This window comes from Vibrio sp. YIC-376 (assembly GCF_052353105.1).
GTDB lineage: Bacteria > Pseudomonadota > Gammaproteobacteria > Enterobacterales > Vibrionaceae > Vibrio.
Map to the genome: position 1 here is coordinate 279,400 of NZ_JBBWFK010000003.1, position 23,035 is coordinate 302,434.

21 protein-coding genes are annotated in these 23,035 nt (G+C 44.6%); 7 read left to right on the forward strand and 14 right to left on the reverse strand.

Annotation, left to right across the window (positions count from 1 at the left end; genetic code table 11):
* On the reverse strand, positions 1–432 hold the full coding sequence (gene soxR / locus WJM94_RS08265) for a redox-sensitive transcriptional activator SoxR (RefSeq protein WP_444493771.1): 432 nt from the start codon (positions 430–432) through the stop codon (positions 1–3).
* 94 nt (positions 433–526) lie between these two features.
* On the opposite strand from soxR, the gene WJM94_RS08270 reads away from it, so the two are divergent.
* The gene (locus WJM94_RS08270) at positions 527–1,735 is read left to right on the forward strand and encodes an MFS transporter (RefSeq protein WP_444493772.1); all 1,209 of its coding nucleotides are present in this window, start codon (positions 527–529) and stop codon (positions 1,733–1,735) included.
* A gap of 87 nt (positions 1,736–1,822) precedes the next feature.
* Here the strand turns inward: WJM94_RS08270 and WJM94_RS08275 are convergent, their stop codons facing one another.
* Complete coding sequence (locus tag WJM94_RS08275; protein ID WP_444493773.1) at positions 1,823–3,211, reverse strand: carbohydrate porin; 1,389 nt, start codon at positions 3,209–3,211, stop codon at positions 1,823–1,825.
* A 660-nt stretch (positions 3,212–3,871) separates the two neighbouring features.
* On the opposite strand from WJM94_RS08275, the gene fusA reads away from it, so the two are divergent.
* Positions 3,872–5,896, forward strand: coding sequence for an elongation factor G (gene fusA / locus WJM94_RS08280; protein WP_444493774.1), 2,025 nt, complete (start codon positions 3,872–3,874; stop codon positions 5,894–5,896).
* Positions 5,897–6,014: 118 nt separating this feature from the next.
* Here the strand turns inward: fusA and WJM94_RS08285 are convergent, their stop codons facing one another.
* The gene (locus WJM94_RS08285) at positions 6,015–6,209 is read right to left on the reverse strand and encodes a hypothetical protein (protein ID WP_444493775.1); all 195 of its coding nucleotides are present in this window, start codon (positions 6,207–6,209) and stop codon (positions 6,015–6,017) included.
* Between the two features lie 194 nt (positions 6,210–6,403).
* On the opposite strand from WJM94_RS08285, the gene WJM94_RS08290 reads away from it, so the two are divergent.
* Complete coding sequence (locus tag WJM94_RS08290; protein ID WP_444493776.1) at positions 6,404–7,186, forward strand: phosphotransferase family protein; 783 nt, start codon at positions 6,404–6,406, stop codon at positions 7,184–7,186.
* On the opposite strand, the gene nqrM is transcribed toward WJM94_RS08290, so the two are convergent.
* From nqrM to WJM94_RS08305, 3 genes are read right to left on the reverse strand one after another with little or no spacing between them, the layout of a single operon-like run.
* A complete protein-coding gene (nqrM, locus tag WJM94_RS08295) occupies positions 7,176–7,385 on the reverse strand; it encodes a (Na+)-NQR maturation NqrM (protein WP_444493777.1) in 210 nt (69 codons plus the stop codon). The two genes, WJM94_RS08290 and nqrM, sit on opposite strands and share 11 nt — an antisense overlap.
* Before the next feature lies 1 nt (position 7,386).
* Positions 7,387–7,887, reverse strand: coding sequence for a NifB/NifX family molybdenum-iron cluster-binding protein (locus tag WJM94_RS08300; RefSeq protein ID WP_444493778.1), 501 nt, complete (start codon positions 7,885–7,887; stop codon positions 7,387–7,389).
* Positions 7,884–8,174 (reverse strand): DUF134 domain-containing protein, encoded by a 291-nt coding sequence (locus WJM94_RS08305; RefSeq protein WP_444493779.1) that lies wholly within the window; start codon positions 8,172–8,174, stop codon positions 7,884–7,886. The genes WJM94_RS08300 and WJM94_RS08305 overlap by 4 nt, the downstream gene beginning before the upstream one ends.
* A gap of 397 nt (positions 8,175–8,571) precedes the next feature.
* On the opposite strand from WJM94_RS08305, the gene WJM94_RS08310 reads away from it, so the two are divergent.
* Positions 8,572–9,105: a copper resistance protein NlpE gene (locus tag WJM94_RS08310; RefSeq protein WP_444493780.1), complete on the forward strand. Its 534-nt coding sequence runs from the start codon at positions 8,572–8,574 to the stop codon at positions 9,103–9,105.
* A 122-nt stretch (positions 9,106–9,227) separates the two neighbouring features.
* On the opposite strand, the gene WJM94_RS08315 is transcribed toward WJM94_RS08310, so the two are convergent.
* On the reverse strand, positions 9,228–10,112 hold the full coding sequence (locus WJM94_RS08315; RefSeq protein WP_444493781.1) for a LysR family transcriptional regulator: 885 nt from the start codon (positions 10,110–10,112) through the stop codon (positions 9,228–9,230).
* 93 nt (positions 10,113–10,205) lie between these two features.
* On the opposite strand from WJM94_RS08315, the gene WJM94_RS08320 reads away from it, so the two are divergent.
* The 3 genes from WJM94_RS08320 to WJM94_RS08330 all read left to right on the forward strand — a co-directional run bounded on the left by WJM94_RS08320 (position 10,206) and on the right by WJM94_RS08330 (position 14,276).
* Positions 10,206–11,114, forward strand: coding sequence for a DMT family transporter (locus WJM94_RS08320; protein WP_444493782.1), 909 nt, complete (start codon positions 10,206–10,208; stop codon positions 11,112–11,114).
* A gap of 258 nt (positions 11,115–11,372) precedes the next feature.
* Positions 11,373–12,650, forward strand: a complete 1,278-nt coding sequence (locus tag WJM94_RS08325; RefSeq protein WP_444493783.1) for a DUF1835 domain-containing protein — start codon at positions 11,373–11,375, stop codon at positions 12,648–12,650.
* Positions 12,651–12,971: 321 nt separating this feature from the next.
* Positions 12,972–14,276, forward strand: coding sequence for a dicarboxylate/amino acid:cation symporter (locus WJM94_RS08330; RefSeq protein ID WP_444493784.1), 1,305 nt, complete (start codon positions 12,972–12,974; stop codon positions 14,274–14,276).
* An 81-nt stretch (positions 14,277–14,357) separates the two neighbouring features.
* Here WJM94_RS08330 and WJM94_RS08335 read toward each other — a convergent pair whose 3' ends face one another.
* The 7 genes from WJM94_RS08335 to glgB form a co-directional block, all read right to left on the reverse strand.
* Positions 14,358–14,732, reverse strand: coding sequence for a YkvA family protein (locus tag WJM94_RS08335; RefSeq protein ID WP_444493785.1), 375 nt, complete (start codon positions 14,730–14,732; stop codon positions 14,358–14,360).
* A gap of 165 nt (positions 14,733–14,897) precedes the next feature.
* Positions 14,898–16,022 carry a M20 family metallopeptidase gene (locus WJM94_RS08340; RefSeq protein ID WP_444493786.1) on the reverse strand — a complete coding sequence of 375 codons (1,125 nt, stop codon included), beginning with the start codon at positions 16,020–16,022 and terminating at the stop codon, positions 14,898–14,900.
* Between the two features lie 9 nt (positions 16,023–16,031).
* Complete coding sequence (locus WJM94_RS08345; protein ID WP_444493787.1) at positions 16,032–16,499, reverse strand: YjiG family protein; 468 nt, start codon at positions 16,497–16,499, stop codon at positions 16,032–16,034.
* The gene (locus tag WJM94_RS08350; RefSeq protein WP_444493788.1) at positions 16,499–17,236 is read right to left on the reverse strand and encodes a nucleoside recognition domain-containing protein; all 738 of its coding nucleotides are present in this window, start codon (positions 17,234–17,236) and stop codon (positions 16,499–16,501) included. The genes WJM94_RS08345 and WJM94_RS08350 overlap by 1 nt, the downstream gene beginning before the upstream one ends.
* 289 nt (positions 17,237–17,525) lie before the next feature.
* The gene (locus tag WJM94_RS08355) at positions 17,526–19,586 is read right to left on the reverse strand and encodes an alpha-amylase (protein WP_444493789.1); all 2,061 of its coding nucleotides are present in this window, start codon (positions 19,584–19,586) and stop codon (positions 17,526–17,528) included.
* Between the two features lie 161 nt (positions 19,587–19,747).
* Entirely contained in the window at positions 19,748–20,425 is a 678-nt protein-coding gene (gene mtgA / locus WJM94_RS08360; RefSeq protein WP_444493790.1) for a monofunctional biosynthetic peptidoglycan transglycosylase, read from the reverse strand.
* 145 nt (positions 20,426–20,570) lie between these two features.
* Entirely contained in the window at positions 20,571–22,775 is a 2,205-nt protein-coding gene (gene glgB, locus WJM94_RS08365; protein WP_444493791.1) for a 1,4-alpha-glucan branching protein GlgB, read from the reverse strand.
* Between the last annotated feature and the right edge of the window lie 260 nt (positions 22,776–23,035).

The following is a 23,035-nucleotide window of genomic DNA, read 5'->3' on the forward strand; positions in this document are numbered from 1 at the left end:
TCACTCATCCAAAGTCAGGTTAGATCCAGAATGGTCTTGTCCTAAGATATCTTCTGGGTTACGTAGGGAACAGGTTTCTAGCGACAAGCAACCACAGCCAATACAACCACCCAGATCATTTTGTAGCGCTTTCAACTTCTGAATTTTTTGCTCCAGTTGTTCATGCCACTGGCTTGCCATACGTTCCCATTGCGCTTTATTAGGTGCTTGATGCTTGGGCAAGTTATCCAGCGCTTGCTTAATCTCTTCTAAAGAAAGTCCAACTAGCTGCGCGGCTTTAATCACGGCAACACGACGTAACACACTTCGATGGTAACGGCGCTGATTACCCTGATTGCGCCAACTCGAAATTAATCCTTTTTGCTCATAAAAATGCAGTGCTGAAACTTTCACCCCTGAGCGTTTCGCCACTTCACCTACGCTGATGTCCATCCCAGATTCCCTCCGCCATTAATTAAAAAAATACTTTACCTCAAGCTTACTTGAGGTTTTAGAGTGAAACCATACTAATTATTGAGACAAGAATATGAACAATAAAACTCAACCTTATTTGGCAGGAAGGTTCTTCGACAGTATCTCGTCAGGATTATTTATGATGGCACTACCTTGGGTCATGTTAGCGTCCCCTGAAATGGGCACCTTTGTCGCTTTGGTTTCCTTCTGCTGTACCGCAGTCGCTTTCTTGGTCACCCCTTTCTTTTCTACTTTAATTGACCGTCATTCACGCAAGGCTTTACTAGTTGGGAACCAGTGGGTACAGGCCGGGATGGCGTTCGTGGTACTCATCACTTATTGGCTAGGGCTTGAATCCCACTGGTTATTGGCGTTCGCTCAGCTGGTGTACTGGGTTTCCAGTAATTTCGCCTGGGCGACCAACAATGCGTTCACTCAAGAGAATTATCAGCAGCATGAATACGCCAGAATTTCTAGTCAGCAGGAAATCGTGATGCAGTCAACGACACTCGGAGCGGGCGCTCTTGGCATCGTATTACTGGAAACCTGGGGAATGATGGAGTTTGCTCTGTTCGCTGCTACAGCGTCATCGTTGGCCGCCATTTTTTACATGGTGACACCATACACTCGTCAATTAAGAGAGTCACACGCGGTTCCTTTCATGAGCCAACTGAAAGAGAGTAAGCAGATATTCAGCCAAGAATCCCACTTTTATGGATTTATTTTACTTTCTTGCCTCTCCTATCCCGTACTGACATATTTGAGCAAGTTAGTACCGATTTGGTTTTCTGAACAAGGCATCACTGGTGACTGGTTTGCGGGTTTTAACATCAGCTTTGGGTTAGGTTCTCTGTTTACCGGGCTGATTGTAACGAAGATACTCGACCGTCTCCCTCACGCCGGTATCATCTTCATCTCAATGGCCTTACTTTCCCTGACGTTGATTGGTATGAGTTTCTCAATGCACCCTGTTGGTATATTGATGCTGATTGCTCTCTTTGGCGTCTTTAATGCTTTAAATCGAATTGCGCGAATTAACTGGATGCATCATACCGTACCTATTCATCAGCGCGGTCGCATAGATGGCGGGATCAGCATGTTCAGTACCACAGTGCAATCGCTAAGCTATGTCGTGATTGCCATGTTGAGTCACTATGACATGACTCGCTATGGCTTTTTGTTTGCCGCAGGAACCATGGTGATAGCGGTCAGCATAATGTGGGGACTACATCGACGTATCACTCACTACGACAACCCGCCGCTTCACGCCGTAGCCAAGTAAGCAAATATCAGGTTGAGCACATAAGAAAAAAGGATGGCAGCCAACACTGTCATCCTTATCGCTTTAAGAGTTCAAATTGCCAGAGCCTTAGAACCAAGTTTCCATTTGCAGAGCGAACACGGTTTCACCACCACGTCCCATTGTGCTTGCGCTATCGTCTACGCTCACTGAGTAATTATTAAGATCATCACTCCAATCAACGTAACTCACGGCAAAGCGCAGTTCAGGACGGTCAAAGAAACCCGCTGCCGTCGCTAATTTAAGTGTTGGCGCTACTGTCGCTTTGTAGAAACTGCCACTCGCTTGCTCAACACTGTTGTCCAGGTCCATGTACTGGTAGCTACCTTCGTAAACCATTTCAAAGTTTTCTGTAAGCTCTTGAGCCAAACGAACGTTTAGAGAAGCCCACATAAACTCGTCATCGGTTTTCACACGATCCTGGCTGTACTCCGCCATCAGCGCCGGTGCGATTCTCCAGTTATCCGCAAAACGAGTCACGCCGTATGAAAACGCACGAATCGCCTGAGCGTCGTCGTTCAAATCGCCATTTGAACCGATGCCTTTTAGCTCAGCACCTAGCCCCTGACCAATCGAAAATCCTGTTTTCGAAAAACCATCATTTACACCGTAAAAGCTGTCAGCGTGGTAAGCAAACAGAGCATGAACACCGCTTTCAGCACGCTTAGATGGTGACGTGTTGCTGGATGTTCTATCTTGGTTGTCAGACGATACCATACCACTCAACATTACCTGGAAATTGCCAATACGGTTATTCGTCGTCGCAATGTAGTTTTCGATGTCAGTACTTGAGCTATCGATTTCACCGAAGTCACGGCCATAAATTGAGAAATTTGATTTCCACTCATCCGTGATCTGAACATCGTAAATACCCGCACCAGTACCCGCCAGGAACACGATATCTGAATCGAAAAAGTGAATATCAAAGTTATCACGGTCGAAACGCTTACCCGCCCATACTGTCGCATTATCAAATGCGCCACTGAACGATGGTAAATTCTTCAGCTCAGCGTAAACCTGACGAACATTTAACTTACTATCGTCAGCCGTCCAATCGTTACTACTTTCTACACTGTCCGCCAACATAATATGGAATCGTGCACTCGAGCCATCATCCATATAACGGTTGTGGATCAGGTTCGCTTCTAAGTAGTTATCATCCTCCAAGCCTAAACGACCAACCGGAGCGCCTAACGCACCTGCGGCTGTCATGTAAGGTCCTGTTCCCGTTGCACCGTTCAAATCATCATTAATCAAAATGCCTGCACGTGCATACCCATGGAACTCGAATTGCGATGCTTTGCTGTCGGCGTTATTCGCAACTTGCTCAGTTTGCTCTAATCTGGATTCCAATTCGCTAATACGAGCTTCTAGGGCATCCATTTCTTCATTTGCGTGAGCAAAAGTTGTAGGTAATAGAGCAGCAGCGATACTTAATGCCAATACATTCGCTTTCATTATTTATTTCTCCAACATTAAATTGATTATTTCGAGACATGGCAAACGTTCCCGACAAAATCGATTAAATGTGGACTAAAACTCTAAAGGACAGATCAAAACTCTGTCATATGATCAACCTTATATGAGTCAACGCCATAAATAATTCGCAAATAACTATATAAAACAATTAGGGAACGATCCCGAAAATTGATAAGAAATATTAACGACATCACGATTTATTGAGTAATCACTTGGTACCGATCACACATTTCATACCTCGCGAGGGAACAAACGGTTGGTATTTTGACATGCTCGAAATAAACACCGAACGGAACATGAACATTCAAGTTTATGATCTCGATTAAAGAGCAATAAGCACCAGCATGAAATAAGTCACATAAAATAAATAGTTAATGCGCCATGCTGTTAGGGTCGAACCAAGTAAAATTGTTTTTGTGGCAAGAAATACGTTTCTTCCCAACAAAAATTCACCAAAATTGGCCAGCAACTTCTAATATCGTAATAACCTCTTAATCTGCTTCTCTCAGCAAGGCGGTTGTATGCATAAAGTCATCCGGAAAATGACATGGAAGACGAATAGGCGGTAAACCCGCCCTACTCCAATGCAGTTCGTGACCTGAAAACAGGTTTCCTCACGTCATCTTGCAAGGAGGCTTTATGCCTATCAATAAAATCCGCAACATTGCTTTTGTCGGTCAGACCGGAACCGGTAAAACGACACTTGTCGAAAAACTGCTTTTCACGTGCGAAGCAACTCATCACTTAGGAAGCGTAGAAAAAGGCGATACTGTTACCGATTTCGACCCACAATCTATTCAATATCAACACAGTATTGAAGCAACCCCTGTTGCATTAAGCTGGAATAAACATCGCCTGAACATTATTGACACTCCGGGACAAAGTGAGTTGCTCGGCAGAACGATCAGTGTTTTTCCTTCTGTTGAAACATCAGCACTCATCATCGATCCTCAAACGCCTCTTAACCAAACGTCTGATCGCTTGTTTACATTTGCTCAAGAGCAGCAAAAATGTCAGATGATCATCATTAACAAACTCGACAGCCACGGTAATCAGTTACAGCGATTGATGGATAACATCGCCGAACACTTTGGTGACAAGTGTTTGCCAATCAACTTACCTTCTCCCGATGGGCAAACTGTGGTGGATTGCTACTTTGAGCCAGAACTCGAGCGTGAAACGTTACTGGCAAAAGTCTCCGAAGCTCATGAAACCTTGATTGACCAAGTCATCGAAGTTGATGAAGCGTTAATGGAACTGTATTTGGAACAGGGTTCGGAATTAACGGCAGAGCAGCTTCATGATCCTTTTGAAGAAGCACTCAGAACAGGTCACGTCATTCCAATCTGCTTTGTGTCTGCACAAACCGGGGCAGGTATCGAACTACTACTTCGCACCTTGGCAGAAATTATGCCTATGCCAAACGAAGGCAACCCACCACTGCTAGAGAAAAACGGCAAAAAGATCAAAGTTAACTGTGAAACCTTAGAACATACCGTCGCGCACGTTTATAAGGTCAGCGTCGATCCTTACATGGGCAAACTCGCTTACCTTCGCGTTTACCAAGGCGAAATTAACGCAGGCAGTCAACTTTACATCGGTGAAAGTAACAAGGCATTTAAAGTTGGGCATCTCTATCAATTGCAAGGTAAAGAACGGATGGAAATTCCGCGGGCGCTGGCCGGTGATTTCTGTGTACTCGCCAAAGTGGATGATCTTGAGTTTGACTCCATCGTACATGATTCTCATGATGAAGATGGCGTTCAATTAAAAACGCTAAATTTCCCGGACCCTATGTACTCTCTGTGCTTAAAACCGCTAAAAAGAGGAGACGAACAAAAACTGGGGGATGTCCTAAATAAAATTGCCAGTGAAGACCCTTCATTGCGTATCGAGCATCGTGCAAGGACGAATGAAACCATTATCAGTGGACAGGGAGAGTTTCACCTTAAAGTTGCACTAGAGAAAATGTCGAGCATCTACAAGCTAGAAGTAGAAACTTGCCAGCCTAGCGTCGAATATTTTGAGACCATTACCAAACCCGCCGAAGGCCACTATCGACACAAGAAACAAAGTGGCGGCGCTGGTCAGTTCGGAGAAGTCCAACTGAGAGTTCGTCCTCTAGAGCGAGGAGCGGGATTCAAGTTCATCAACAAAGTCGTCGGGGGTGCTATTCCAACTTCTCTGATTCCAGCAGTAGAAAAAGGAATCCTACAAGCTTTGGAGGAAGGCGCAATTTCTGGGAATCCTATCAAAGATGTCGAAGTGACGGTCTATGATGGCAAATACCATTCTGTCGACTCAAAAGAGATCGCCTTTGTCATCGCAGGTAAAAAAGCCTTCTTAGATGCGATTCATAATGCCGATCCGATCGTTCTTGAGCCAATAATTCAGATGGAATTGCATATTCCAACCGCCAACGTTGGAGATGTGTCAGGTGATCTATCCGGTAATAGAGGATTAATCGAAGGCACAGAGCCGATTGATAGCAACTTCACCCTCATTCGGGCTAAATCACCAGTCAATGAGCTACAAGATTACGCTCGCAGATTGCGAGCAATTACCGGTGGCGAAGGAAGTTTCAGTATGACGTTAAGTCACTACGAACCTGCACCACCAGCGGTTCAAAAACAAGTCTGCCAAAGCAGTACCCAACAAAACTGATCCACAATAACCAAGCTAAAAAACGAAGCGCCCTCATTACGAGGGCGCTTTCCTATTCTGAGTCTGCTAGTAAAGACTTTACCTATCACTCGCTCGAATACAGAAAATCAACTCGTTGCTATTTATCTAGTGACAATCCAATTTGACTGATTCTACTTTCAAACTCTTCGATACTGTCGGCTTTATAAGTCGGAGAGCCATTAAAGTAGCGTGGTTTTTCAGGCAGCATCGCATTTTTCAGCTCTTGTTCTTGCTCGATATTGTCATGATAAACCGTTACACGATTTGGAATATCCTGCTTCATTACAGCCATATTGGTTCTCCTTTATTAAGACGAGCTATAAGCGTAGACCCAAATCGAAAGACCACCAAAACCACCGTTCAAAAAATAGACAATCACAGCAATTTATACCTCAACCGATTGCATTTTATTTCATCACGCTTTATTGGCATCGTACGCTCAAGTGATTAAGGTATATCTTCAATCAATCGGAGACAGGAAGTCAGGTGTCAAAGCAAGAACTCAGCCAAATGGGCAGCGCTAAAGTGATCCTTTTAGAGCGAAATGGCATTCAGGTTATTGAGAAGCATCAACCGACGCCAGTAGAGGCCACGTTTTATCAGAATCATGCAGAGAGTTTTAATCAGCAAGGGATATACGTGCCAAACCTGATTGAACTGGATATGCATCGCAATACGTTGCAAATTGAATACATCCCGAACCTCGTCGAACAGGACTTTTTGAGACAAGATCATCGGGTTATTAAGCAATTAGTTTCGCTGCATGAAGTGACGCCGACAGCTAAGGATCTTTACCACACTCATCAATGGACATTATCGGCAACCCAACAAGCGCTAACGACATTAATGCTGGACAGAGCGACTGAACACTTCTTTTATCTCACACAAGAAAATTCCGGTCACCTGTTCGACAGTGCAAATTTGATTTCAGGTGATACAAACGCAGGAAACTGGGGATTGCGTAAAAATGGCGAGTTGGTTTTATTTGACTGGGAACGTTTTTCCAAAGGGCATGTTGCGATCGATTTGGCACCGCTGATTAAAGGCATGGGCACACAAGATGACTATCTGGAAGTCGCGCAAAAATATGTCGAATGCGCCAGACAAGGTCACCCTAAAGAACTGACCGGCGCTATCGTAGAAGCAAAAACATGGATTGTGGTGGAAGTCGTCAATATCCTGGTCTCAAGAAACAACCCGCAAACCAGCAAGTATCTAAACTGGTTCAGACAAACTTTACCCAATTGGGTCAAGAGCCTTAGCGCTTAAGTGATGAGTTAGGCTCAGAAATTTGATACAAACGCCGCTCTGATTCGGCACAAGTGGTTTCACAGTTACACACTTTGTCGACACCAACGTTAGTCAAGCCGCCACAACTACCTTGAATACGCTTGTTGTGGAAAATCACCCCAAGCGACATCAATAGAATAACCACGAGAAAACCAAGAAAGGTAAATAACCAAACCACGCTAACCAGCCTTATTAACCGAAGCCTTTAAGCTAAGTATAGTAGGGTTGGACTGTGCTGCGGACATCAAACTCGGCTGATTAGGGCGAGTTAATAATGACGGCTTCGCTTTTTTGCCACCACAACCACAGGATCCGCACCCGCCTTTTTTCTGGTGATTAAGAGAAGGACGGCCTTGAGACGGTTCCGTGAGCTGAGTTCTGCCCACACCCAGCACATCTTCCAGTGAACTGCGCGTAGACAACCTGAAGACTTGTTTACCACTGTTAAGCAGCTTTTCCAACGCCCTCTCACCAATGTTACGAACGAGCACGGCATCGACATTGTACTCTTGTAGTGACTGAATTAGCTGAGATTTTGCTTTACAACCAGACTGCGGCATAGCCGCAATGTTCGCTAGATTTTGTAGCACCCCATCGGTATCAGAATAAATAGCAATGTATGGTGCTTTTACAAAGTGATTCGCCACTCGCTCACCATCATTGGGAATAGCATAAATCATAAGTTTGACTCCTCATTCGGAAAAACCAGTGCATGACCTTCAACTAAACTTTTTGCGACTTTAGATCGCGCGCTTTTTACCGTGTTGCCAAAAGTTTGTCTGGATATGCCCATTTGGTCTGCGGCTTGCTGTTGGCTGAGCCCCTCCAAATCGGCTAAACGCAATGCTTCTAGCTCTTCAGGTAAGATGCAGATTTGTTCCAATTGATGAAAAGGCACACCATTGGGTTTGAAACAGTGGTGTGCAGCCCGTCCACATATGCGTCTTTCTATTTTGGGTCTTGCCATCTTCGTCCCTCTGCAACAGTTATACCCAGGTAACCATCTGATGCTTGGTTAGTGGGATGTATATACGCTACGCCCATTTATGGCATACGCCAATATCGATTTATGGCATATGCCATAAACCTAAGTTTGCAAAAATCGTAGAGTGAGTACACGAGTAGAATTCGACGAAAGAATGACATTCTGAATTAGTGACATTTTTGCCGCCTAGTCAAAATAACCATGCAATCAAATTATAGAACACGGTATTTTTACACTGCCCTGATTATTTTGACAATTTTATGCCAGACACCAATTTTATTGACATAGAGAGATCATTCTCTTGCTTTCGTATGACGTAAATTTCATAAGCAGGTCTAATATAACCCCCATAGAAAATCTTGATTCAAAGAGGGATAAAATGAAAAAGACAATGTTGGCATTAACAGGTGCGGTTATCATTCTAGCTGGCTGCCAAGACGAAAAACCAGCTGAAACGACCGCTGTAGAAGCTCCTAAGGTTGAAGCGACGCAAGTTGTCACCGCTGAAACAACGGATGCAATGCCAGTAGTAGAAGAGCAGGCAACACAAGAGCAAGGCATTTCTACAGAAACATTTGTAGACAATGAGCACAATGCGAATAATTCACTTGATTGGAACGGAACTTACCAAGGTACGCTTCCATGCGCAGACTGCTCTGGCATTGATATTAGTATCACACTGAATCAAGACGGAACATACGTGCTTGAGCAAAGCTACCAAGGCAAAGAAGATGGTCAGCTAAAATCTGAAGGACAGTTCAGTTGGAATGAGAGCGGCAACACAGTCACACTGTCCAATGAAGATGCGCCAAACCAATACTTCGTAGGCGAGAACATGCTAATGAAACTCGATATGAACGGCGAAAAAGTACCAGGTGAACTTGCCTCTAACTACAACTTAATCAAGCAGTAATAAGATTGTTAGTTATCTGAAAAATAAATAACCGAGCATTTACCGCTCGGTTTTTTCTATCTGTCCTGATAATAGCCGCTTTGCGACATCCATTTCCCAATCCCCCCAAGCCATCACTTTATCTACAAGCACTGCTGCTTCAACCAGTTGGTTAACTTTATAATCTCTGTTTGTTTGGCTCGACTCTTCTTATGCACAAAATAAAAGCTATCCCCTGTATCTAGACCATGCGATGGGATGTATACCAAATCGTGCGCCATATCGCGTTCGTTGAGCATAAAATCATTCGCGAATGCAATACCTTGATCGTAACGCGCTGCCTCTATCGCCAGTAACATGTGGCTAAAATGCTGAATATCCACATTGCCAGGTAAAGAAAAACCACCAACATTGCACCATTCCGCCCAATCTTTTCCCCGCTCACGATAAATAGAATCGGTTGAAAGCAGTGGATATTGCCAAAGCGCTTCCGGCATGGGTTTATCTTGGATCTCTTTCCATATTTTATGGCTACAAACGGGATACAAGATATCTTCGTATAAGTAGACAGACATGTAGTTTCGCTTTGGTTTCTGTACGGTAATAAAACAATCTCCGACACTGTCCGTCTGTTCGGGATCGCCCGATACCATGTTAAGCGTAAGCTCGATTTCCGGGTAGAGGCGCTTAAAATCAGACAAACGCGGGATCAGCCATTTCACCGCTAGCGAACTATAAATAGCCAGACGAATACTGCCCTTCTCACCCTCACGCACCTTCTGACTCGCCATTGCAATAGTACTAATCGCAGGGCTGATGTCTTCCAGATATCGCGTACCAGTATCAGACAAAGAGAGTTTTCTCCCTTGGCGAACAAACAGTGATTCCCCCAAATAATCTTCGAGTAAACGTATCTGATGACTCACGGCACTTTGCGTCACATTTAACTCTTCTGCAGCAAGAGAAAAACTCAAATTTCGCGCGACAGATTCAAAGCAGTGAACCGCTCTTAATGGGGGCAATTTCATTATCTAAAAATCTCATACTTAAAATAATAAATATCACTTCACTTCATCCTATGACATCACCTACTCTTGCGCAAAGAAAGAGGAGATAAAAACGTGAAAGTCACATCTGTCGGAGCAGCAATGCTGCTATTAATTGTTGGAAACCTGATTGCAGTGATGTCAGACTCTTTGATTAAAGTCGTTGGTAATGAGGTGCCTGTTTTTCAGTTCGTGTTATTTCGACAAATTTCGGCTGTGCTTTTTCTGCTACCTTTTTGCTTACTCGATCGACCAACCTATTTTATGGAAGGGTTTAAGTGGCATGCCATTCGAGCTCACGTATGGCTACTTGGTGCGGTCTTCATGGTATTTGCGATCTCTGCTTTGCCTCTGGCGACCGCGAACGCTATTTTCTATGCAGCCCCATTAATTATGCTACCTATTGCTGCGCTATTTTTCAGAGAACAGCTTTCTAAACAATCAGTTTCTGCGGCAGTCATGGGGTTTGTCGGTGTATTAGTGATCATTCGTCCGGATCAAATCGGTTGGGCGGCGATTTCTGCATTTATCGTTGCTGTATCAATAGCGATTAACAACTTATTAATTCGCAAGTTACCAGGAAATCAGTCCGTCGCACATACATTGCTCATGACCAACCTGGCAGGCATTCCCGTCGCGCTGTTGTTGGTCTTCATTGAAGCGAAACCTTGGGACTGGAGTGCTTTCCCTATCGCTGCAGGTTCAAGTCTACTTATTATGGTGTATGCGGCGACTTGTGTAATGGCGTACCGTTCGATAGACAGTAATAAGATTGCGAGCGCTGAATACAGTGGTTTGATAGGCGCGGTCGTCATCGGGTTTATCTGGTTTGACGAAGTGCCGGATATTTATATGGTCATCGGTACTGCCATGATATTAGTGCCTCTGGTTTGGCTATCGAAAAAAGAGCGTCGCATTCAAAAACAACAGGCTCAAAGAGAAGCAAGCAGAGAGCAGGAACCACATCAGGTGCACGTTACCTGAACTCAATTAAACAAAAGCCCTTTTAGTGAAGCTTTGTCGTTTAATAAGGCACAATTACTCCCTTAAGTTATTAATAGTTGCCTGTCAGACACTGGTCGCATATTATGAACGAGCTCAAGCCTAAAGCACCCAACACTCGCGGAAAGAACTCAGTTCATGGCAATTTCGCTTCCCTGTTCTGGTAGCAGGCACAATCTGTTTTTACCTTCTTTTTAGCTTCTGTTTAGGCGAGTGTGGAAGAAATAAGAAAGGTGAAAAATGCAATCTCAAAATAGCTTCTCTATTAACCTAAAACAGCAAAAAGCCATCGCGAAAAAGCGCTTAAAAGCGATTCGTCAAAGTGACCATTCCGCTCTGGAGCAGGTAAAAAAATTCCACTCTCAGCCTGATGCGCTATCTTTCAATACTATTCAACTTGCTGATGTTCAACATGCTTTAGCCAGAGAACTGGGGTTGCCAAGCTGGAGCAAACTTAAAGCTCATGTGGAAAATTTAGAATCTCATAAGCGCGCTATTTCGTTAAAAGGACGGGCATTGGACCATGACCTAAGCACGCTCCATGTTCGCTGCGGTCACGATATTCAACAACGTCTCGTAGAGAGTGGTTTTGAAGGTCATTTTTTACCAATGATTGACCCATTATGCATTGGTCCAATACCAAATAACGAGCAATCATTTTTAGCACTTCGTGCTCACTATGTAGCCAGCACACTTTTGCCAGTAATGGGACAAGCAGATTCTGTACAAGATATAGTGCAGCAGGGACAAAGAAACCTAGACACACTGCTTAACGATAAATTTGAACGAATCGTATTTTGGGTAGAGCATGATAGCTATGATCAACTCATGCTTCTTCGCTGCCTGACTTACCTTGAGGATGTGAAAGATAAGGTCATTGAAATCATCGAGCTCAATCAATTCCCTGGTACTGAACGTTTTATTGGTTTTGGTCAGCTACCAGTAGAAGCAATACGCTCATGCTGGCAATACCGGAAACCTCTCAGTACAAAATTGATGAGTCAGGCTAAACGATGTTGGCATGCCGTGACGTCAGAAAATCCAAACGCTATTGTGAACCTTTTACAGCAACATGAATTAGATAGCCTGCCAAATATTCGCGCTGTCCTCATACGACATTTACAGGAGCTTCCCCATTCAGTATCCGGTTTAAGCTCAACTCAACGCCTCGCACTTGATGCACTAAAAGATCAGGTTAACAACATATCCGTAATCAACTGGTTTCAGCTCTATCAACAACGCGAGCCTCTACCCTATTTAGGCGATGTGATGTTTTACGCATTGATGATGCCGCTAGTAACAAACGAATCACCGCTAATTACAATAGATTCAATGCATAAAAACTGGTGGGAGCAACAAGTAAGCATTACCCAATACGGTAAGCACTGTTTAGAAGGTAAGGCTAAGTTCACACAAGAATATTGGGTTGGCGGTATCCGAAATAATGAGCAAAGTCGCTGGGTATGGGATCACTTACATCTATCCACTCTCTCCAATGAACAACATTCATACAGCTAAATAACACGGTTATAGATTGCATATCCACTGGCTAGCTATTCTAAAGTGTTAGAAGTGAGATGAGATATGCAATTCAAATCACAACTCCCCCAATTGTAACAATGCATTGCCGTTAGTTTTATATTCGATAAATATGTTAATTTTTAAACGTTAACCCCACTCCAAAGGTTAAAATACAGTTAAAATAACATTTTAATTGGTGATCGTAGTCACATCTATCAACCAACCATTGGGATTTTCTTTCGTGTTCTTTCACTCCGCTGCTAATCTGCACGCCACTTTGAAATGAACTCAGAGTGCATAACTATAAGGAGTGTTCTCATGAATACCAAGAAACCGATGTCGCTTACTAGCCGTGTAATTTTAGGTATGGTAGCGGGTATCTTGACAGGATTTGCAATCCGCACACTTTTTGCCGACAACGGATTTGTCGACGCATACATTGTTAATGGATTATTTGAAGTTGGTGGCCAAATTTTTGTAGCCAGCTTGAAAATGCTGGTAGTACCGCTAGTGTTTGTCTCACTGGTTTGCGGTACTAGCTCTCTGAAAGACCTATCAACGTTAGGTCGCATGGGTGGCAAAACGATTGGTTTATACGTAGCAACCACAGCAGTAGCCATCACTCTTGCTCTGACGATGGGCACATTGTTTCAGCCAGGAGCGGGCGCAGATCTTACAGCAGTAAGTTCATTCAAGTCTGCTGAAGCGCCATCTTTGGGTCAGGTGATCATCGATATGTTCCCTACAAACCCAATCAGCGCAATGGCTGAGGGTAAAACTCTTCAAGTGATCGTGTTTGCCGTTCTATTCGGCATTGCGATCAGCGCTGCGGGTAAGTCGGGTGAACGTATCGCTTCATTTTTTACTGATCTGAATGAAGTGATAATGAAGCTGGTTGCAATTTTGATGAACCTTGCACCTTACGGTGTGTTCTTCTTAATGGCGAAACTGTTTACTGGCCTTGGTCTGAGTGCAATCATCAATCTTGCGGAATACTTCGTTGTTCTTGCAGGTACACTACTGCTTCACGGCCTAGTCACGTACAGCTTGATGCTAAAAGGCTTTACTGGTCTGAACCCAATTACGTTCCTACGTAAGATGGAAGACGCCGTGATGTTTGCATTTTCTACTGCATCATCTAACGCGACAATTCCTGTTACTATGGAAACGGCTAAACACCGAATGGGCGTTGAAAACCGTATTTCGTCATTCACAGTACCATTAGGTGCGACCGTGAATATGGATGGTACAGCGATCATGCAAGGTGTAGCGACGGCGTTTATCGCTCAAGCATTCAACATTGATTTGACCATGGGTGATTACCTAATGGTTATCATGACGGCTACGCTAGCATCTATTGGTACTGCAGGCGTTCCTGGTGTTGGTCTGGTCATGCTGGCAATGGTACTAAACCAAGTAGGCTTGCCGCTAGAAGGCATCGCACTAATTATGGGTGTTGACCGTCTGCTAGATATGATTCGTACCGCAGTGAATATCACCGGTGATAGCGTTGTAACTGTTATTGTTGCGAAATCAGAAGGCGCATTGGATGAAGCTCGCTTCAACGATCCAATGGCTGGCGTAGCCGAAGAAGAAGTACATCTGAAGCGCGCAGACGCATAAACCGTTTTACGGTTACCATTATCCTGTCTAAAACAAAGCCCTGATGGAAACATCGGGGCTTTGTTTATTTAAACCATGTTGTTATTTCGCCATCGAATGTAGCTTCTCTCTGGCCTGCTTCTCGTGCTCTGGCGTAATGGCATTGCCAACTGTGTTCGCAGCCAGTGTTAGCGCTGCCATATCATCAGTAAATCCAACACCAGCTAATACGTCTGGCACCAAATCGGTTGGCAGAACGAAATATGCTAACGCACCGCCAAGAATCGCTTTGTGGCGAACAGAGGTACTGGAATCTGTCATCGCAAGCCAGGATTTAATACCCATTACCGCAAGCTCTTCACCTGCTTTCCTGACAGATTTCTTCATCTTATGCCAGAAGGTTATCTCATCTGGCACTTTTAGTGTTTCACTACCGGCGTCATTAGGCGTCGATTTTAAAGACATGGCTGTAGTCATCGTTGCCTCCTGATATTTATGACTGTGACGCTCATACTAATAGCGTGAACCTGAACGCGAGATTAATAGCATAAGATTATCTTAGGTGGCAGATGAGATAAGAAAATATAAAAACCCCCAAGCCAAGGGTTGGGGGTTGAGAGCTATATTAGTGCAATGAACGTTTTATTGAGCGATCTTCTCTAGTACACGCATCAACATCTTGATGCGAGGCTCAATAGATTCTAAAAGTAAGTATTCCTGCTCACTGTGGAAGCCCGCGCCGATTGGACCAAAGCCATCTAATGTTGGAACTCCTAAAATAGCGGTATTGTTAGCATCAGAACCGCCACCAACCTCTTTCCAATTAATATCAATAGAAAGCTCACTGGCAGCCTTTTCAACCAACGCCATTAAACCTTTGGTTTGCAAACTCGGTAACATTGATGGTTTATACGCTTCTCGATCTAACTGAATGCTTACCCCGTCAATAAACGGAGTTTCAACTAACCCGTTCAGCTTAGTGTCGACCTCATCGTACTCTTCGTTGCTCCAAAAGCGCACATCCACGATCGCTTCAGCTTGTGCTGGCACAATGTTCGCCCCATTACCGCCCGACACAATACCCACGTTTAAGGTAGTGCCAGAGTTGAAGTTGGTCATCGAATTAATAGCGAGAATCCAGTTCGCCATTTCGGTAATCGCACTACGACCATTCTCTGGCTCATTACCCGCGTGAGCCGCTACACCATTGAACGATATTTTGTAACGCGCCATGCCTTTTCTTGCTTTCACCAACCCACCGTCTGCACGTGCGGCTTCTGCTACCAGCACATTCTTGGCATTTTTCGCAACAGACTGAATCCAATCAACCGAACCTAGTGAACCTGTTTCTTCATCCGGGTTCATGCAAACACAGATCGACAGCTTTTCTAATACCGCTTTATCTAAATTTCGCATCGCATAAACGATGTTTAACAAACCAGACTTCATATCTGACACGCCAGGTCCGTACGCTTTATTTTCATCCATAGACATCGGACGTCGCTCAGCTGTACCTATAGGGAAAACCGTATCCATATGGCCAATCAGCATCACATCTATCTGTTCTGCCTCTGGCTTATTACGAATCTCTAGCCCTACTCCTGCTTTGCCACAATCAATACGCTTTACATTCCAGCCGGACAACGCTTGAAATTTTGCCTCAAACTGAGAAGCAATAAATTCAATGCCATCGGTAGTGTAAGTTCCGCAATCAACGTTGATTAATGGACGTAGCTCTTCGAGATAATCTTTGAGAGAAAACAGCATGATTGACTCCTAAACAAACAGGTTCATGACCAACATTGCACCAAATGCGTTTAGCACTGAGATTGCAATCATGATAGGGATATAGCGACCTTCTGTACCGATAGGACCCATGATGCGTCCCATATATTGGACCTGAGAGCCCATCAGGTAAATTGCAGGAGCAAGAATCGCGATATGAGTGCCATTTAGAATACCTTGGTCAAACAGCGTGATAACCACACCTACAGCGCCACCCATCGACATCCAGGCGCCAATAAGTACGGCTGCCGCTTCACCTGGCAAACCAAATATCGCCATCACCGGAGAGAAGATAGACCCCATTAAATCCAGCGCGCCTGTGATCTGAAGCGCTTTGATAATGACAAATGCCATAAGAACGTTTGGTAAAGTAGAAGTTGTCGCGATCACCCAACCTTTCTTTGCGCCTTCAACGAAAATATCCGTCACCATAGGCTTACTTGTTTTTACATCACCCATTATGCTGTCTCCTCTTTCAAATTCTCAGATTTGTTTTGTTCTTGTTTGTCTTCTTTACCTTCAGTGATGTTTAAGTAGATGCGGAACAAGTTTGCACCGATAATCTTAAACACAAACATGACCACAACCGCCAAACCGATAGAAGACGTCACAGCTAATGATCCATCCGCCATGGTTAAGGTAAATAACACAGCGCCTGATGAGAAGAAGTTAACGATGGTTGCACCTGCCGTGAACTGGAACATAGTAAATACATCCGTTTCACGTTTGGTGAGATGACCTTCATCTTTAAGTTGACGCGTCATTGCAGCACCAGCATCGGTACTTTGAAGAGAAGCAATAAGCGCCAAGCCTGAGTTACCCGGAATACCCATCAGAGGTCGTAGTAAGGGAGTCAGCAGTTTACGTGCGGCATCTAATGCACCGTAGTGTTCTAGAACGTTGATCATCCCTAATGCGAACATCACGGTTGGGATAAGTGTAAGGGCAAAAAGAAAGCCATCTCGGGCACCGCTACCACCAGTACCACGAAGAGATGTTGTCGCGACTTTTAAACCATCAGCCGTTTCAGTGACACCATACGCCACCTTACCAAAAGAGCCATTCAACGTTGTGAAGTCAAAGACTCCATACCATTGGTTTGATTGCAACATGCCAGAGAAGAAAACAACGGCAAACGCCAGTGCGATATAGCACCCTAACGTCACCTTACGATCAGTTTGAATCAGATTTTTCATAAGATTACCTACACATGGGGGATATGACACATATGTTCAACTTAATCAGATGCTCGAGATAAGATCGAAATCAATCAGTTATTCAAACTAATATAAAAAACTAAAACGATATTTTATTTTATGATTGCAATCACAATTGAAGTATAAGAATAAATAATAGATAAAATTAGGAATTTTAATCTTACTTAATTTTGTGGGAATTACTTCGAGATAATATTCAGATTTGAAATAAAAGCCCTTCTTTGAAAATCCAAAGAAGGGCTTTTAACTGCTTATTTCTAGCCTGGAATTACCTATCACGGCCTACAAACGCAATCACGACTTTGTCATTACCAAGTGAACGTGAGAATACGTACGCTCCGTCTTGAGCGATCACTTGATGCTTGCCAGCACCAACTGCAGGGTGTGCTTTACGGAACTGACCAAGCGTCTGCCAGTGTTTAAGCAACGCTTGTTTGTCATCAGTCAATTCCCAAACCATGTCAGAACGCGTGCCTTGATGAAAGTCATCCGCATACGGGCCAATGTTACGCCCGATTTCATCGCCATAATAAACCTGAACTGCGCCAGGGCTTAATAGCAATGCATTCGCCGCGTTGCGCTGCATACCGTAATCTTTGAAGCGAGAGAAGAACAACTCGGTATCGTGAGAAGACATATAACTAACCGGGTTAAAGTCTTTCTCGTTGGCAATGGTATCGGCATAGCTTTGGTAGGTCTCTGCCATTTGGCTAAAACAGGCGGCACCTTTGTCGAGCTTCTTCTGCATGTCAAAGTTGATCAGAGCATCGAATCCATCGTCAAAATAAGGGCTGCGATATGCGGTGTGTCCCCATACTTCGCCCATCATCCAAAATGGTTGACCCGACTTACCGTTCTCTTTACGCCACTGTTGTAAGCTTTGAGAGGCCTCCTGCTTCAGGCGTTTCCAAACATCACCTTCCACATGTTTAACTGTGTCAACACGGTAGCCATCAATACCAAAGCGTTTCACCCAATCCGCCTGCCATTCAATTAAATAATCCGACACGGTGTAATTGTCACGAGCCTTAACACGAGTACCCGGGTTGTCGAGTAACCACTTTGGCGGTGTCACCGCTTTATCTGATTCGGTGACAAAGTCCGGTAATCCAGCGAGCGACATGGTGATATCACTGCTGCCTGGCTCGGGATAGCCCGGCAAACCGGCTCTTACCCAATCACCGCCCCACCAGTTAATCCAGTTCGGGCTTTGGTAATCGATGTTTTGATGGTAACTATGCCAGTTTTCCCCACTCAGAGGCTGCCAGTCCCCCCACTTTTCAGGTAAATCAGCGCCCGACTTTAGCACTTCAAGACCATCAAACTGCAAGTCGGCTAATGTAGAATATCCTGTATGGTTGATTACCGCGTCTAGCAGCACTTTCAGACCACTTTTATGCGCTTCTTCCACCAGCGTTTTCAGGTCATCTTCGTTACCAAAGTTCTCATCTATCTTAGTGAAATCACGAGTCCAGTAGCCGTGATAGGCATAAAATGGGAACGAACCACTGTCCCCACCACCAACAAAGCCATGCACTTGCTCTACAATCGGTGACAGCCAAATCGCATCCGTACCCAAGCTCTTGATGTAGTCCAGTTTCTCAATCACACCTTTAAGATCACCACCATGGAAGGTACCAATTTCTTCTTTTCCATCTTTTTTACGGCCGTAGCTTTCGTCATTGCTACTATCCGCATTATTAAATCTATCTACCATTACAAAGTAGATATTGGCATTGCGGTAATCGAATGGTACTGCTTCTTTGGTCTTTTTGATGGGTTCAAGCAATACAATGCCACCAGAAGCTTTGTCAGGAGTGAGCGATACTTTTTGGTCTTTGACCTCTACGATTTGCCCTGAATAGGCATCTCGCAATTTCGTCCCATCAGGAAAACTATCTCCCAACGCGATAGACACTTCACCACCTTGGTAGACCTCACATTGAACTTGTGGAATTGGGCGTTTGAACTCGGTTTTCGCCGCTTTCTTTGGTTCACGTTTGAATAGGAGCGTTTTCGCTTCGTCATCATAGGCAAATGAGTAATCGCCGGTAAAACGAATCTGTAGAGGAAGCTCTGTTGGTTCACCACAGTTTAACGAGATCGGCTGATTAAACTTGACGGTTTGGCCTTCTGGCGCCGTACAGTCTCCTTCAACACCGGTTATTTTTAGTGTGTAGCTATCTTTGGTCAGTGGTACAACTAACGCTTGTGCAGAACTAAGTGGGAAGTCGCGGCTATTCGTTGTGGTCGATATGGAAATATTGGGTTCGGCAATGGCACTTGCCGACACAAGTAATAATGTCGTCGTGATCAGGTTCAGTTTCATCGTTCAGTCCATTGGTTACGCAGACAAGCTGCGTGAATGTAATAGTTTTATTCACGCTAATCTTGCCTGTATAAGAAACTGAACACATCATTCTAAAAGACTACGCCCCAAAGCTTGGGATAACTCACACTTTGCTGGTGAAGAGGCGTAGTTCGTCTAATTTACAACTGAACACTGCCAAGGTTACGCATTTGGTTCAAAGCCCACCTTGTACGGCGCTGAGTGTAATTACTTTGCGGGAAAACTTTAATTCGGTAAGGATTGGGTAACACCACCGCTAATTGTGCCGCTTGCCACTGGGACAACCTGTCTGCACTCACACCATAATAGTTCTGTGCAGCCGCTTCAGCCCCATAGATACCCGGACCAAATTCCACCACATTGAGGTAAACCTCCAAAATGCGCTCTTTGCTCCACATGGCTTCCATCAGCAGGGCAAAGTACAACTCGTAAGCTTTGCGAACATAAGAATGAGATGGAAACAAAAACAGATTTTTTGCGGTTTGCTGAGTGATCGTACTTGCGCCTCGGGATGGGCCATTTTCATCCGCATTGGCTATTACGTTAAACAGAGACTCAAGGTCGATGCCATAGTGCGTAGGGAATTTCTGGTCTTCGGTCGCAATCACAGCAAGTTGCATGTTCTTAGAGATTTGAGACAAAGGCACCCATTCATGGAGGCTATGCTCTGGATAGTTCGTTGGCGGCGAAATGAGTCGACTGAGTTTCCATCCCCAGATTGGAGGATCGACGAACTTTCCCGCGCCCACTAAAACTACGGGAACGAGTAATAGTATCAACACCATTTTAAACAGAAATGACTTCAGCCTTTTCAACATGTGTAAGATCCCAACAACTCCGAGCTTTAAAAGCAAGCGAGCAAGAGTGCCGGATTATGTGACGAAGAACAAGTTTTGAAGGTCAAAGTTTGGTCAAAAAAAGCCCGATTTACAATGTAAAGCGGGCTTGTTTCAGTAGGTGTGCTTATTTAACAAGTTTGTAGAATACGGTAGATAACGGAGGCAGGCGAAGTCCAAGAGACTGAGGAAGTGACTCACTCTCTATCTCTTCTGTCTCCACACTCGTATGAACCTTAAAGCCACTACCATGATATTTGCTATCATCGGTATTAAGCAAAAGCTCATATCGACCTTCATTCGGAACGCCTAAGCGGAATTTCTCGTGTGGCACCGGCGTGAAGTTAGTGATGACCAAAATACGCTCACCATCTTGGCTAATACGCTCATGAGCCAAAATACTTGCATCCGCTTCGTCTTGAAGACGCCATTCAAAGCCTGCCGACTCACAGTCTTGGTCATGCAGCGCAGGATCATTACGGTAAAGATGGTTCAAGTCGCGAGTCAGAGCCTGAACACCTTGGTGACGTTCAAAATCCAGCAAGAACCATTGCAACTGATCATCGTGGTTCCATTCCGAGGTCTGGCCAAATTCAGCGCCCATAAAGTTCAGCTTCTTACCCGGCTGACCGTACATGTAACCATAGTATGCACGTAAGTTTGCCGTTTGTTGCCACTCATCACCCGGCATCTTATTGTGGATAGACGCTTTACCATACACCACTTCATCATGCGACAAAGACAACACATAGTTTTCGCTGTGTGCATAAATAAGCGGGAACGTGATGGTATTGTGGTGGTATTTGCGGTGAACAGGATCTTCTTTCACGTATGCAAGGCTGTCGTGCATCCAACCCATGTTCCACTTAAATCCAAACCCTAAACCACCCATGAATGTTGGAGCCGAGACACCTGGGAACGCCGTAGACTCTTCAGCAATCGTCATGGCGTTCGGGAAGTGCTTGTACACCTCCTCGTTCATCCACTTCAGTGTCGCGATGGCATCGTAGTTCTCATTACCGCCGTCGATGTTAGGAATCCATTGATCGTGGCTACGTGAGTAATCAAGATAAATCATAGAAGCGACCGCATCTACGCGAATACCATCGATATGGAATTGTTCGAACCAGTACAGCGCATTCGCGACGAGGAAACGACGTACATGCTCACGACCGACATCATAGATATAAGAGTTCCAGTCTTGATGCCAACCACGGCGAGGATCAGGATCATGGAATAGTGGTGTACCATCGAAGTTGGCTAAACCGTGACCATCTGAAGGGAAGTGTGCTGGTACCCAGTCAAGAACTACGCCAATGCCTGCTTGGTGACAGACATCCACGAAGTACTTAAAGTCATCTGGCGAACCGTAGCGGCTGGTTGGCGCAAATAGGCCAACTGGCTGGTAACCCCAAGAGCCATAGAATGGGTGCTCAGAAATCGGCATTAGCTCTACATGGGTATATTCCATATCGACTAAGTAAGGCACTAAATGATCCGCCAACTCGCGGTAGTTCAAGAACTCGCCCTGCTCATTACGTTTCCACGAACCGACATGAAGCTCATAGAAAGAGAGCGCTTCATCGCGTTTTTTTGTTACTGGACGCTTTTGCCACTTCTCATCTTGCCATTGGTAACGGTTATGGTCGTACGTAATCGAAGCAAAAGATGGGTATTGTTCTGAGTAAAAGCCCCAAGGGTCTTGTTTATGAGGAAGCCCTTCCCCATGTGGACCTTTGAGTTCAAATTTGTATTGCACACCCTCTTGCAGTTCCGGAACAAACAACCCCCAGATTCCGTAATCCAGACGTTGCATCGGATGGCGACGACCATCCCATTGGTTGAAGCCACCAATCAGACTGACTGCTGAGGCATGTGGGGCGTATACAAGGAAACGGACACCAGAGATGTTTTTACCACCACGCTCTAACGTAACAAATTGTGAGCCCATGTAGTGGTACATATCTATCGGTGTATGCAGATGTTCGTACTCTTGGTAGATATTATGATATTGGTATGGGTCATCAATAATCTGCTCAACACCAGCCCAATCCACCGCTAAACGGTAGTGCGTGAGATGTAATTCGCGCTTTTCTTTGAGTATAAAACCACTCTCGCCTTCGCGTTGAAGCTCTACGCGAGGTTCGCCGTCAATGATCAGCTCAACCTTATCTGCACCTGGCATCCAGACTCTCAGGGAACCCTCACCATTATCAATGAATGGCCCGAGTGTCGCAAACGGGTCTGAGTAAGATGCCTGATCTAGCAATTCATAGGCACGTTCGTACTTTTTCTTTGTTCTCTTTAATTCATTGGTTTTAGTGTTTTTCAAACCTTTCTCCCTAGAGCCAACACCCACCTAAAACGAATAAATTTTAAGCAAATATTGGTTTGCACAACCAGCGTAAACTTACTAAAAAGCACTGCTTTACACGTCAATGTTACAAAGCAGTCACAAAAAACGAAAATGCCCGCTATTATCGCGGGCATAATAACAGTACTCCATCCTAACGGATTGTTCCTGAAGAATGAGTGACCTAGATGGAAATTTCTTACCTGAGAACCAACAAATTGAATATCAGCTCATATGTC